10 protein-coding genes are annotated in these 13,672 nt (G+C 72.8%); 5 read left to right on the top strand and 5 right to left on the bottom strand.

The window, feature by feature from the left end; translation table 11 throughout:
• The first annotated feature begins 57 nt into the window (after positions 1-57).
• Together OHS82_RS14425 and glgB are read left to right on the top strand one after the other, a co-directional pair.
• On the top strand, positions 58-1,446 hold the full coding sequence (locus tag OHS82_RS14425; protein ID WP_328433968.1) for a maltokinase N-terminal cap-like domain-containing protein: 1,389 nt from the start codon (positions 58-60) through the stop codon (positions 1,444-1,446).
• A 337-nt stretch (positions 1,447-1,783) separates the two neighbouring features.
• Positions 1,784-4,090, top strand: coding sequence for a 1,4-alpha-glucan branching enzyme (gene glgB / locus OHS82_RS14430; RefSeq protein ID WP_370444221.1), 2,307 nt, complete (start codon positions 1,784-1,786; stop codon positions 4,088-4,090).
• Between the two features lie 121 nt (positions 4,091-4,211).
• On the opposite strand, the gene OHS82_RS14435 is transcribed toward glgB, so the two are convergent.
• The 4 genes from OHS82_RS14435 to OHS82_RS14450 form a co-directional block, all read right to left on the bottom strand.
• Positions 4,212-6,452 carry a HelD family protein gene (locus OHS82_RS14435; protein WP_328436061.1) on the bottom strand — a complete coding sequence of 747 codons (2,241 nt, stop codon included), beginning with the start codon at positions 6,450-6,452 and terminating at the stop codon, positions 4,212-4,214.
• Between the two features lie 169 nt (positions 6,453-6,621).
• Positions 6,622-6,954, bottom strand: coding sequence for a thioredoxin family protein (locus tag OHS82_RS14440; protein WP_057583937.1), 333 nt, complete (start codon positions 6,952-6,954; stop codon positions 6,622-6,624).
• On the bottom strand, positions 6,951-7,379 hold the full coding sequence (locus OHS82_RS14445; RefSeq protein WP_057583939.1) for a MerR family transcriptional regulator: 429 nt from the start codon (positions 7,377-7,379) through the stop codon (positions 6,951-6,953). The genes OHS82_RS14440 and OHS82_RS14445 overlap by 4 nt, the downstream gene beginning before the upstream one ends.
• Positions 7,380-7,618: 239 nt before the next feature.
• Entirely contained in the window at positions 7,619-9,049 is a 1,431-nt protein-coding gene (locus tag OHS82_RS14450; protein WP_057583941.1) for a cation:dicarboxylate symporter family transporter, read from the bottom strand.
• Between the two features lie 123 nt (positions 9,050-9,172).
• Between OHS82_RS14450 and OHS82_RS14455 the strand changes: the two genes are divergently transcribed.
• The 3 genes from OHS82_RS14455 to OHS82_RS14465 all read left to right on the top strand — a co-directional run bounded on the left by OHS82_RS14455 (position 9,173) and on the right by OHS82_RS14465 (position 12,463).
• Positions 9,173-10,822: a sensor histidine kinase gene (locus tag OHS82_RS14455; RefSeq protein WP_328433969.1), complete on the top strand. Its 1,650-nt coding sequence runs from the start codon at positions 9,173-9,175 to the stop codon at positions 10,820-10,822.
• Positions 10,819-11,514, top strand: a complete 696-nt coding sequence (locus OHS82_RS14460) for a response regulator (protein WP_328433970.1) — start codon at positions 10,819-10,821, stop codon at positions 11,512-11,514. Before OHS82_RS14455 ends, OHS82_RS14460 begins: the two co-directional genes overlap by 4 nt.
• Positions 11,515-11,743: 229 nt before the next feature.
• Complete coding sequence (locus tag OHS82_RS14465) at positions 11,744-12,463, top strand: XRE family transcriptional regulator (RefSeq protein WP_328433971.1); 720 nt, start codon at positions 11,744-11,746, stop codon at positions 12,461-12,463.
• Positions 12,464-12,591: 128 nt separating this feature from the next.
• Here OHS82_RS14465 and OHS82_RS14470 read toward each other — a convergent pair whose 3' ends face one another.
• Entirely contained in the window at positions 12,592-13,617 is a 1,026-nt protein-coding gene (locus tag OHS82_RS14470) for an ATP-dependent 6-phosphofructokinase (protein WP_057583953.1), read from the bottom strand.
• Between the last annotated feature and the right edge of the window lie 55 nt (positions 13,618-13,672).

Genomic DNA, 13,672 nt, shown 5'->3' on the forward strand with positions numbered 1-13,672 from the left:
CCGCCCGGGGCACGCATCAGTAACACCCCGACCCCCCGGGGAAAGGAATGTGACGCAATGGCGGAAACTGTCACACTCTCCGGCAAGACGAGCGCCGGCCTCCTCGCGTCCCTGGACCCCCTGCTGCGCGAGTGGCTGCCCCGGCAGCGCTGGTTCGCCGGCAAGGGGCGTCCGGTCACCGGGTTCTCGCTGGTGGCGGCCACCGAACTGCTGCCGGCCGGAGCCAGGCTCGGCCTGTACCACCTGCTGGTGCGCGCCCGGCAGGGCGCGGCGCCGGGCGACTGCTACCAACTGCTGATCGGCGTCCGCGCGACCCTGCCGCCCCGGCTGGCCCCCGCGCTGATCGGGCACGTGACCGAGGGGCCGCTGACCGGGCGGACCGTCTTCGACGCGCTGTACGACACCCGGCCGGCCGAGCTGCTGCTGGAGGCGCTGCGCACCGGGACGCGGATCGGCGCGCTGCGCTGCGAACGCGACCCGGAGCAGGAGATCCGGTCGGGACTGGTCCCGCGCCGGCTGACGGGCGAGCAGTCGAACTCGTCCGTGATCTATGGAGATACGTTCATCCTGAAGCTGTTGCGCCGGGTCGTGCCCGGCGTCAACCCGGACCTCGAGCTGCCGCTGGCGCTGGCCCGCGAGGGCTGCCCCCGGGTGCCCGCGCCGACCGCGTGGATGCACGCGGACCTCGGCGGCGACGGCAGCGGGGACGAGTCGTACGTCCTGGCCGTGCTCCAGCCGTATGTGCAGGGCGCGGCGGACGGCTGGGAGCTGGCGCTGCGGGAACTGGCCAAGGGCGAGGACTTCGCCGCCGAGGCGCGGGCGCTGGGCCGGGCCACGGCCGAGGTGCACGGGGCGCTGGCCCGGGCGCTGCCCACGGCGACACTGGGGCAGGCGCAGATGGGGCCTACAGTGCACGGCATGACCGAGCGGCTCGACGCGGCCGCGCAGGCGGTGCCCGCGCTGCGTCCGTACGCGCCTGCGCTGCGCACCGCCTTCACCGCGCTCGCGGACCTCGCGGCGGAGGGCCGCACCTGGACCGCCCAGCGCGTCCACGGCGACCTGCACCTCGGACAGTGTCTGCGCGCCGCCTCGGGCGAGTGGTCGCTGATCGACTTCGAGGGCGAGCCGGCCAGACCGCTGGGCGAGCGCCGGATGCCACAGCCGGCGGTGCGGGACGTGGCGGGCATGCTGCGCTCCTTCGACTACGCCGCCCACTCCGCCGACCCGCCGGCCCCGGGCTGGGCGCACGCCTGCCGGGCGGCCTACTGCTCGGGGTACGCCGAGGCGGCGGGCGTCGACCCGCGGACCGACCCCGTGCTGCTGCGGGCCTACGAGACGGACAAGGCGATCTACGAGGTCGTCTACGAGGCCCGGCACCGGCCGGACTGGCTTCCCGTCCCCCTGTCCGCGATACGACGCCTCGCCGAACCCCCCGACCTGCCTTGAGGAGGCTCCGCACGTGACCCCGAAGAAGGTCGAGAAGGCCGCCACACAGAACAGCAGGTCCCCCGTCCCGCCACCGACGCCCCCCTCCGCCCCGGAGGCGCACCGCTCCCCTCCGGCTGCCCGCCCACCGGAGACAACCGCCTCACCACAGACGGATCCCCTGCCGCAGGCAGCCCCCTCAGCACCGGCAGACCCCCTGCCGGAGGCAGCCCCCTCAGCAGAGCGACTGCCGCAGGCGCACCCCCTGCCGGAGGCACTCCCCTCCACGCAGGCAGACCCCTTGCCAGAGGCAGCCTCGTCAGGGCAGGCGGGCCCCCCGCCGGAGGCAGCCCCCGCAGTGAAGGTGGTCCCCCTGCCGGAGGCGCATCTGCAGGCGGAGGCGGACCCTTCGTCCGGGGCGGTCCCGGAGTCCTGGAGTGCCCCCGACGCCGCCCCCTCGCCGGAGGCGGTCGAGGAGTTCCGGAGTGCTCCGGACGCCGCCGACCGTGCGCGTCTGCTGGAGGGCACGCATCACGACCCGCACTCGGTGCTGGGCGCGCACCCCGCGCCGGGCGGGGTGGTTTTCCGGGTGCTGCGCCCGTACGCGCGGTCGGTGGAGGTGGTCGCCGGCGAACTGCGCGCCGTGCTCCACGACGACGGCGACGGCTTCTTCTCCGGTCTGCTGCCGCTCACCCGGCCCCCGGACTACCGGCTCCTCGTGACGTACGAGGACGCGACCGTGGAGACGGAGGACTCCTACAGCTTCGGGCCCACCCTGGGCGAGCTGGACCTGCATCTGATCGGCGAGGGCCGGCACGAGCAGCTGTGGACGGTGCTCGGCGCTCACCCGAGGACCCACCAGGGCGTGAGCGGCACGGGCTTCGCCGTATGGGCCCCGAACGCGCGCGGCGTCCGGCTGGCGGGCACGTTCAACTACTGGGACGGCACCGGGTGTCCGATGCGGTCCCTCGGCTCGTCCGGGGTGTGGGAGCTGTTCGTGCCGGGGGTCGGCGAGGGCGCGCTGTACAAGTTCGACATCACCCGCCCCGACGGCTCGCACACACTGCGCGCCGACCCGATGGCGCGGCGCACGGAGGTCCCGCCGGCCACCTCGTCGGTCGTGGACGCCTCCCGGTACGAGTGGGGCGACGCCGAGTGGTTGGCCCGGCGCGCCGAGATACCCGTCCACGAGGCTCCGTTCTCCGTGTACGAGCTTCATCTGGCTTCCTGGCGGCCAGGCTTGACGTACCGTCAGCTTGCTGAGCAGCTGCCCGCCTATGTGAAGGACCTCGGCTTCACGCACGTCGAGCTGATGCCGGTCGCGGAGCACCCGTTCGGCGGGTCCTGGGGCTATCAGGTCACCGGCTTCTACGCGCCGACCGCCCGCCTCGGCACCCCGGACGACTTCAGGTACCTGGTGGACGCCCTGCACCGGGCCGGCATCGGGGTCCTGATGGACTGGGTGCCGGCGCACTTCCCGCGCGACGAGTGGGCCCTCGCCGAGTTCGACGGGCGGCCGCTGTACGAGCACGCGGACCCGTTGCGCGCCGCCCACCCCGACTGGGGGACGCTGGAGTTCGACTTCGGCCGGCGTGAGGTGCGCAACTTCCTCGTGGCGAACGCCAGTTACTGGTGCGAGGAGTTCCACATCGACGGCCTGCGGGTGGACGCCGTCGCCTCCATGCTCTACCTGGACTACTCGCGCGAGTCCGGCCAGTGGACGCCGAACGAGCACGGCGGCCGGGAGAACCTGGACGCGGTGGCCTTTTTGCAGGAGATGAACGCCACGGTGTACCGCCGCAACCCGGGCGTCGTGACCATCGCCGAGGAGTCCACCGCCTGGGACGGCGTGACCCGCGCCACGCACCACTCGGGCCCCAGCGGCTTCGGCGGGCTCGGTTTCGGGCTGAAGTGGAACATGGGCTGGATGCACGACTCGCTCGCGTACATGAGCCATGAGCCGGTGCACCGCAGGTATCACCACCACGAGATGACGTTCTCGATGGTGTACGCGTACAGCGAGAACTACGTGCTGCCGATCTCCCACGACGAGGTCGTGCACGGCAAGCGGTCGCTGGTGTCGAAGATGCCGGGCGACTGGTGGCGGCAGCGCGCCGACCTGCGGGCGTACCTGGCGTACATGTGGGCCCATCCCGGCAAGCAACTCCTCTTCATGGGGCAGGAGTTCGCGCAGGGCGCGGAGTGGTCCGAGGCGCACGGCCCGGACTGGTGGCTGCTGGACCCGGCGTACGGGGCGGAGGCCGACCACCGGGGTGTGCGGGACCTGGTCCGCGACCTCAACGCCGTCTACCGGGCGGTCCCCGCCCTCTGGCAGCGGGACACCGATCCGGCGGGCTTCGAGTGGGTGGCCGGGGACGCGGCCGAGGACAACGTCTTCGCCTTCCTGCGGCGCGACGCCGAGGGCTCCTTGCTGCTGTCCGTGTCCAACCTGTCCCCCGTCGTCCGCCAGGACTACCGGCTGGGCGTCCCGGACGACGTCCCGGCCTGGCACGAGGCCCTCAACACCGACGCCGAACGGTACGGCGGCAGCGGCGTCGGCCACCCCGACCCGGTCAAGCCGGAGCCGCAGGGCTCGCACGGCCGGCCGGCGAGCATCCGGCTGACGCTTCCCCCGCTGGCGACCGTGTGGCTGCGGCCCGCTTGAACCGGCACGCGCGCGTTCCGTCCCGCGGGCCGGTGCGGCGGGGTGCGGACGGCCGTCCCGCCGCACGCCCACCGCACCGGCCGCGACGGCCCGGGGCCCGGGAGCGACCCGGGCCCGGGTGTCACGCCGAGCCGGTCCCGGGCGCTGCCAACGCCTCGGCCAGCGCCTTCGGCAGGGGACGGCTGTGCACTACGCCGAGCCGTTGCGTCGCGCGGGTCAGCGCCACGTACAGGTCGCTGGTGCCGTACCGGGACGGCTCCACCACGAGGACGGAGTCGAACTCGAGCCCCTTGGACTGGCGGGGGTCCAGCAGGACGACGGTCCGCGTGAGGTCGGGCTCCGCGCCCGCCGTCACGCCGTCCAGCCGGGCCGCGAGCCGCCGGTGCAGGCCGCGCGGGGCGATGACCGCGAGCCGGCCCTCGGCCGGCGTCAGCTCCCGGGCCGCCTCGGCCACCGCGCCCGGCAGGTCGTCGGTCGCGCGCGCCCACGGCCGCACGCCGGTGGACCGGACCGAGCTCGGCGGTGCGAAGTCCGGGCGCTCGGCGCGCACCACCGACGCCGCCACCTCCATGATCTCGGCCGGGGTGCGGTAGTTGACGCCGAGGCGGGTGTGCTCCCAGCGGCCTTGCACATAGGGCTCGAGGATGTCCGCCCACGATCCGACGCCGGCCGCCTCGGCGGTCTGCGCGGGGTCGCCGACCAGCGTCATCGAGCGGGTCGGGCAGCGCCGCATGAGCAGCCGCCACGCCATCGGCGACAGCTCCTGCGCCTCGTCGACGATGATGTGGCCGAACGCCCAGGTGCGGTCGGCCGCCGCGCGTTCGGCGGCGCTGCGGTGGTCGTCCTCCTCGTGCCGCTCGGCGAACCGCTCGGCGTCGATGATGTCGTGCGCGGACAGGACCTCGGAGTCCTCCTCCTTGTCGTCGAACTCGTAGGTGCGGGAGGCGTACGAGACGTCCAGGACGCCCTGCGCGTAGGCGATCTGCGTCTCGCGTTCCCGTTCCGCCCGGGCCCGTGTCACCCGGTCGTCCTCGCCGAGGAGTTCGGCGGCCTCGTCGAGGAGCGGCACGTCGGCCACCGTCCAGGCGCGGGTCACCGGGCGGCGGATGACGGCCGCGTCGTCGTCGGAGACGTAGCCCACCGGGTCGGCGAGGAAGTCCGCGACCAGGCGCTGCGGGGTCAGTCGCGGCCACAGCTGGTCGACGGCTGCCCACACCTCGGGGTTCTCGGCGAGTTCGTCGCGGATCTGGGTGACGTCGCTCGGGTCGAGGAGGTTGCCGCCGTCGAAGGGGTCGGTGCCGAGGCGCTCGGCGACCATGTCGGTGAGCGTGTTGAGGATGTGGCCCTCGAAGTGCTCGCGGGCCGCGTTGTGCGGCAGCCCGGCGGCCCGGGTGCGTTCGCGGGCCACCTGCACGAGACCGTCGTCGAGCATGAGGATCTCGCGGTCGTGCTCGATCGCGATCACCGGGTCGGGCAGCGCCTGCCAGTCGCGTACGACGTCGGCGAGGACGTCCGCCATGTCGGCGCGGCCCTTGACCGCGGCGGCCTCGCGGGTGTCGGCGGCCGCCGCCCGCACGCCGGGGAACAGCTCGCCGACCGTCGCGAGGAGCACGCCCGTCTCGCCGAGCGCGGGCAGCACCTCGCCGATGTAGCCGAGGAAGGCGGGGTTGGGGCCGACGATCAGGACGGCCCGTTTGGCGAGCAGCTGCCGGTGCTCGTAGAGGAGGTAGGCGGCGCGGTGCAGGGCGGCGGCCGTCTTGCCGGTGCCGGGACCGCCCTCGACCACCAGCACCCCTCGGTGGGGGGCGCGGATGATCTCGTCCTGCTCGGCCTGGATGGTCTGCACGATGTCGTGCATACGGCCGGTGCGCGCCGAGTCGAGTGCCGCGAGGAGGACGGCGTCACCGGTCGGGTCCTCGTGGCCGGTGCGGGTGGTGTCGCCGATGTCGAGGATCTCGTCGTGCAGGGCGGTGACCCGGCGGCCCTCGCTGGTCAGGTGCCGTCTCCTGCGCAGCCCCATCGGAGTGTGGCCGGTGGCGAGGTAGAACGGGCGGGCGACCTCGGCCCGCCAGTCGATCAGGACCGGGGTGCGGTCGGCGTCGCCGGCGCGCAGGCCGATGCGGCCGATGTGGTGGTGGACTCCGGAGGCGAGGTCGATGCGGCCGAAGCACAGGGAGCCGTCGACCGCGTTCAGCGCGGCGAGCAGACCCGAGCGCTCGGCGACGAGGATGTCCCGTTCGAGCCGGGCCTGCATGGGGGTGTCGCCCTGGGCGAGCGCGTCCGTGACGGAGGCCTCGGTGTCGCCGCGCAAGGCGTCCACGCGCGCGTACAGATCGTCGATGAATTCCTGCTCGCGCTGCAATTCAAAATCGGCGTTTGACAATTCAGCTCCCGCCCGGATATGATGCCTTCAGTGAACCGCATTACGACTTCACTCAAATGAAGTCGCGAATCACTCAATATACGCCGAGAAATCCCCCGGGCACAATTGCCCGGGGGATTTCTTCGTATGCGACGCCTGTCCGGTCGGGTCAGAGCACGTCGGCGATTTCCTCCATCAGCCGGCGCCTGGGCCGGGCCCCCACCATCGACCGCACGGGCTCACCGCCCCGGAACACCATGAGGGTGGGCGTCGACAGCACGTGGTACGCGATCGCGGTCCGCGGATTGCGGTCCACGTCCAGCTGGACGACCTTCAGCCGCTCGCCCTCCTCCTCGGCGATGCTGCCCAGCACCGGGCCCAGCTGCCGGCAGGGTCCGCACCACTCGGCCGTGAACTGCACGAGCACCGGCAGTTCCGCCGCCAGCACCTCCGCCCCGAAATCGTCGTCCGTCACCTCGGTCACGCCGTCCGCCTTGATCACAGTTCCCGCCCTCCCAGTTCGCACCCCGGCTCCGGACCCCCCGGAACCAGCGCCTCGGCCGCCAGCTCGTCCCGCGCCCGTTCGGCCCGTGCGAGCTGTCCGGCGACCGTCTCGCGGACCGCCCCCAGCTCGCCGATGAGCGCGTCCAGCTCGTCGAGCTTGCGGCGGTAGACCACGAGCGACGCCGGACACGAGTCGCCCTGCGGGTGCCCGGCCCGCAGACACTCCACGAAGGGCCGGGTCTCCTCCAGGTCGAACCCGAAGTCCTGGAGCGTCCTGATCTGCCGCAGCAGCCGCAGATCGCCCTCGTCGTACGTCCGGTACCCGTTGTCGCCGCGCCGCGCGGGCAGCAGCCCGCGCGACTCGTAGTACCGCAGCGTCCGGGTCGTCGTCCCGGCCCGCGCGGCCAGCTCTCCGATGCGCATGTCCACGACCGTAAGCCTTGACGCCGACGTCAGGGCAAGAGGTCCGCCCGGGGGCGGCGGAGGCGGGGGCGGGGAGAACAAAAAGGACCGGGCGACCGAGCCACGGGGGAGTGCTCGGCCGCCCGGAGACGGTGGGGCCCCGCCCGGAGACGGTGGGGCCCGGTGACGGCGGGGAGGGGGTCGGCCGGATGTCCGGCCCCGGTTCAGGCGGGGCCGGACATCCGGAGTCCGTGGGGCCGTCAGGCCTTGGCGAGTTCCTTCTCGCCCTCTTCGCGCTGCTCGGGCAGGTCCGCCGCGACGACGTCGTCCTGGTCGTCGTGGTCGAGGAGGGTCTTCTCGTCGAACGGCAGCCCGCCGGCCAGCACCAGCTGGACGCGCTCCTTGTCGATCTCCTTGGTCCAGGTGCCGATGAGGACCGTGGCGACGGCGTTGCCGGCGAAGTTGGTGAGGGCGCGGGCCTCGCTCATGAAGCGGTCGATGCCGACGATGAGGCCCATGCCGTCCACCAGGGCGGGCTTGTGCGACTGCAGACCGCCGGCCAGGGTCGCCATGCCGGCGCCGGTGACGCCGGCCGCTCCCTTGGAGGCGACGAACAGGAAGAGCAGCAGCGGGATCTGCTCGCCGATCGACATCGGGGTGCCCATGGCGTCGGCGATGAACAGGGACGCCATGGTCATGTAGATCATGGTGCCGTCGAGGTTGAAGGAGTAGCCGGTCGGGACGGTGATGCCGACGACGGGCTTGCTGACGCCCAGGTGCTCCATCTTCGCGATGAGGCGCGGGAGCGCGGACTCGGAGGAGGAGGTGGACAGGATCAGCAGGAACTCACGGGCGAGGTACTTGAAGAACGTCAGGATGTTCAGGCCCGTGAAGATCCTCAGCAGCGCGCCGAGCACGATGAAGACGAACAGGAAGCACGTGGTGTAGAAGCCGAGCATCAGGACCGCGAGGCTCTTGAGCGCGTCCACGCCCGCCGAGCCGACGACCGCGGCCATCGCGCCGAACGCGCCGATCGGGGCGACCCACATGACCATCGCGAGGATGCGGAAGACGAGCCGCTGGATGTGCTCGACGCCGCGCAGGATCGGCCGTCCGGCCTTGCCCATGCCCTGCAGGGCGAAGCCGCAGAGCAGCGCGACGAGCAGGGTCTGCAGGACGTCCGGCTGGGTGAACGCGGAGAGGATCGTGGTGGGGATGATGCCGAGCAGGAACTCGGTGGTGTCCTTGGCCTCGGCCGAGACCTGCGCCTGGCCGGTCTCCTTCACGGCGTCGGTGATGTGGAGGCCGCTGCCGGGCTCCAGGATGTTGCCGACGACCAGGCCGATGGTGAGCGCCACGAGCGACATGACCACGAAGTAGCCGAGCGCGATACCGCCGACCTTGCCGACCTTGGCGGCCTGCCGTACGGATCCGATGCCGAGAACGATCGTGCAGAAGATGATCGGCGAGATCATCATCTTGATCAGGTTCACGAAGCCGGTGCCGATGGGCTTCAGCTCGACGGCGAAGTCGGGGGCGGCGAGACCCACGGCGATGCCGATGGCGACCGCGACGATCACCGCGATGTACAGGTAGTGGGTGCGGTCCCGCTTCACGGCGGGTGCGGCAGGTGCCGTATCGGGGGTGCTGCTGGCGGCCACGGCTGCCCTCCTTGACGTCTTCGTCGGCATCACCGGCGTGCGGCTCACGTCCGGGGAGTTGTGGGGGATGCCGTGACTATCCCGTGCTGCTGTGAGCGCGGTCACCCTTCCGTTCATTTAGTTCACGCTCGACCTCGGGGGCACACTGACGGCATGCGCATCCCCGTCCTCCCCCGCCCCCGCAGCCTGGCGGGCCAGCTGTTCGCCATGCAGGCGGTGCTGATAGCGGTCGTCGTGGCGGGATACGCGCTGTTCACGTACGTCAGCGACGGCCGGCAGGCCGAGGAGGCCGCGGGCCGCCAGGCCACGGCGGTGGCCCGCTCGGTGGCCGACTCCCCCTCGGTCCGGGCGGCGATCCACACCGCGAACCCCACGGCCGAGCTCCAGCCGTACGCCCACCGCGTCATGCTCGACACGGACGTCGACTTCGTGACGATCATGAACACCGCGGGCATCCGCTGGACCCACCCGGACGAGGAGCAGATCGGCCAGCGCTTCCGCGGCAACACGGCGAAGGCGCTGGCGGGCCACACGTTCACCGAGACCTACACCGGCACCCTCGGCGCGTCGGTCCGCGCGGTCACCCCCATCAGGGACGACGACCAGCGGATCATCGGCATGGTCAGCGCCGGCATCCGGGTCGAGGCGATCAGCGAGCGGGTCCAGGACCAGGTGACGGCCCTGTTCGCGTGGGCGGTCGGCGCGCTCACGCTCGGCGCGATCGGCACGTACGTCATCAACGCGTCCCTGCGCCGCCACACCCACGGGATGAACGCGACCGAGCTGAGCCGGATGCACGACTACCACCAGGCCGCGCTGCACGCCGTCCGTGAGGGGCTGCTGATGCTGGACGGACAGTACAAGGTGGCCCTGATCAACGACGGGGGCCGCGAGCTGCTGGGCGTCTCGGGAGACGTGGTCGGCACGTCCGTGGCGGAGCTCGGCCTGCCGGCCCCGCTGACGGGTGCGCTGCTCGCCTCGGAGCCCCGGGTGGACGAGGTGCACCTGACGGCGGACCGGGTACTGGTGGTGAACACCTCCCCGGTGTCCGGCGGCGAACGGCGCGGGACGGTGGCAACCCTGCGAGACGTCACGGAACTCCAGTCCCTGATGGGTGAGTTGGACTCCGAACGCGGCTTCACCCAGGCTCTGCGCTCGCAGGCCCACGAGGCGGCCAACCGTCTCCACACGGTCGTCTCGCTGATCGAGCTGGGGCGCGCCGAGGAAGCCGTGGACTTCGCGACGGCGGAACTGGAACTGGCGCAGGCCCTGACGGACCAGGTGGTCGCGGCCGTCAGCGAGCCGGTCCTGGCGGCCCTGCTGCTGGGCAAGACGGCGCAGGCGAACGAGCGGGGCGTGGAGCTGGTGGTCTCGCAGGAGAGCACCCTGGACGACGGTCTGCTGCCGGAGACCCTGCCCGCCCGGGATCTGGTGACGATCCTGGGCAACCTCATCGACAACGCGGTGGACGCCGCCCAGGGCAGCGTCCGGGCGAAGGTGACGGTGACGGCGTCCACGGAGGGCTCCGAGCTGCTGCTCCGGGTCGCCGACACGGGTGCGGGCGTAGATCCGGCGCACGCCTCCCAGGTCTTCGAGCGCGGCTTCTCCACGAAACCGGCCGGGCCGGGCGGGCGGGGCCTCGGGCTGGCCCTGGCCCGGCAGGCCGTGCAGCGGCACGAGGGAACGCTGTCGGTGGCGGAGGCGGCGGGCGGCGGGGCCGAGTTCGCGGTGCGCCTGCCGTTGCGTAGGAAGGCCGCATCCGGTGCCGCCGGATCCGTGCCTGGACCGGGAGGCGGAGGATGAGCGAGGAACCGATCAGAGTGCTGGTCGTGGAGGACGACCCGGTCGCCGCGGACGCCCATGTGATGTACGTCGGACGGGTGCCGGGGTTCGTCGCCGTGGGCAAGGCGCACACCGGGGCGGAGGCCCGGCGGCTGCTGGACCGCACGCCGGTGGACCTGCTCCTGCTGGACCTGCACCTCCCCGACGCGCACGGGCTGCAGCTGGCCCGCTCGCTGCGGGCGGCGGGGTACCACGCGGACGTGATCGCGGTGACGTCGGCGCGGGACCTCACCGTGGTCCGGGAGGGCGTCTCACTGGGCGTCGTCCAGTACGTGCTGAAGCCGTTCACCTTCGCGACCCTGCGGGACCGGCTCGTCCGGTACGCCGAGTTCCGCGGCGCGGCGGGCGAGGCCAGCGGTCAGGACGAGGTCGACCGGGCGCTGGCCGCCCTGCGCGCCCCCGGCCCGGCCGCCCTCCCCAAGGGCCTGAGCGCCCCGACCCTGGAGCGCGTCACGGTGACGATGCGGGAGACGCAGCAGGGGCTGACGGCGGCCGGGGTGGCCGAGGCGGTGGGCATCTCCCGGATCACGGCCCGGCGCTATCTGGAGCATCTGGTGGAGTCGGGCCGGGCCGAGCGCAAGCCGCTGTACGGGCAGGTGGGACGCCCCGAGCTGGTCTACCGGTGGGTCAGGGGGGCCGCGAAGGGCCGCTGACCGGTGAGGCCCGCGGGCCTGCCGCACGCCTGCCGTCGAGGCCGTCGAGGCCGTCGAGGGGCCCGCGGGAGAGCGGGGGAAGGTTGTCGGAAGGCCTCGGGAGAGCGGGAGAGGTCGACGGGAGGGTCGTCCGACGGCCGGTGGGCGCGCCGGTCGTGGCTTCTGCCAACCGGTGACTGTGTCCGAACCCCCGGTAGTCAGCGTCCGTCCCACGCCCTAGCTTGTCCCCGTGCCCAGACCCCCGGCCCGTGCCCACCGCAGTCAGCCAGGTCCTCCCTTCGACGCGCCCGCCGCCCGCAGGCTGCGCGCCGCGCTCGGCATGACGCCCGAGCACGTCGCGCACAGCCTGCGCGCCTCCTACGACCTCCCGCACGCCACCGGGGCGCTGGTCAGCGCCTGGGAACGCGGGACGCTCACCCCCGCGTACGCCGAGCTCACCGCGCTGTCCGGGGTGCTGTGGTGCTCGCCGGCCGAGCTGATCGGCCCGCCGCGCACCCTGCGCGAGCACCGCGTCGCGCGGCGTCTGGCCGCCGACGACGTCGCACGGGCGGTGGGGCACGAACTCCCGGCGTACACGCGCATGGAGGAGAGCGGGCAGTGGCACGGCACGGACCGGCAGTCCGCCGCGCTCGCCGAGCTGCTCGGCCTCTCACTGCCCGACTTCGTGACCGTCACCGGCCGCGAGGCCGCGCTCGCCGACCTGCTGCGCTCCGCCGCCCGCACACGCTGGCAGGCCTATGTGAAGCCGGTGGAGCGGATCGTGCCCCTGGACCGGCGGCTCCTCGAGGCCGCGCTGCGGGAGCTGCACGGGCACTACCAGGGCCAGATGGTCGCGACCCTCAGCTGGGGCGAAGGCGGCGCGGCCGGCGAGGCGAGCGACGCCGGCCGGGACTTCCTCGACCGGATCGTCGACCGCTTCTGGACGTGCGTCGCGAACCGGACCGCCTGAGGAGGCGCGGACGACGGGAAACCCCCCGGACCGCCTGAGGAAGCGGGCGGCCCGGAGGCTGTCGAACCCGGAGGCTGTCCGGCCCATCGGGCTGTCAGGCCCGGCGGGCCCGGCGGGGCGGGCCTGTCCTAGAAGACCGACTCGGCCTCGGTGATCCGGTCCTTCGGGACCGTCTTCAGCTCGGTGACCGCCTCGGCCAGCGGCACCATCACCACGTCCGTGCCGCGCAGCGCCGTCATCCGCCCGAACTGGCCGCGGTGCGCGGCCTCCACCGCGTGCCAGCCGAAGCGGGTCGCGAGGACACGGTCGTACGCCGTCGGCACGCCGCCGCGCTGGACGTGGCCGAGGATGACCGGGCGGGCCTCCTTGCCGAGCCGTCGTTCCAGCTCGTAGGCCAGGGCGGTGCCGATGCCCTGGAAGCGCTCGTGGCCGAACTGGTCGATCGCGCCCTTGCTGTAGTCCATGGTGCCGTCGGCCGGGTGCGCGCCCTCGGCGACGCAGATCACCGCGAACTTCTTGCCGCGGGCGAACCGCTCCTCGACCATCTTCACCAGGTCGGCGGGATCGAAGGGGCGCTCGGGCAGACAGATGCCGTGCGCGCCCGCCGCCATGCCGCTCTCCAGCGCGATCCAGCCCGCGTGGCGGCCCATGACCTCGACGACCATGACCCGCTGGTGGGACTCGGCGGTCGTCTTCAGACGGTCCATCGCCTCGGTGGCGACGCCGACGGCCGTGTCGAAGCCGAAGGTGCGGTCGGTGGAGGAGATGTCGTTGTCGATCGTCTTGGGCACGCCCACCACCGGCAGGCCGGCGTCCGACAGCATCCGCGCCGCCGTCAGCGTGCCCTCGCCGCCGATCGGGATGAGCGCGTCGATGCCGAAGTCGTGGATCATGTCGGAGGCGCTCTCGCAGGCCTCGCGCAGCCGGTCGCGCTCCAGTCGGGAGGAGCCGAGGATGGTGCCGCCGCGGGCCAGGATGCCGCTCACCGCGTTGAGGTCGAGCGCCCGGTAACGGCCGTCGAGGAGCCCGGCGTAGCCGTCCTCGAAGCCGATGACCTCGTCGCCGTAATGGTCGACGGCGCGGTGCACGACCGACCGGATCACTGCGTTCAGGCCGGGGCAGTCGCCGCCTGCCGTGAGGACTCCGATGCGCATCGTGCTGTGTCTCCTGCTCGCTGTCGTTGCCGGTGAGCCGGATCCGATTGTTTCA

The sequence above is a fragment of the Streptomyces sp. NBC_00425 genome, from assembly GCF_036030735.1.
In the GTDB taxonomy this organism is placed as follows: Bacteria; Actinomycetota; Actinomycetes; order Streptomycetales; family Streptomycetaceae; genus Streptomyces.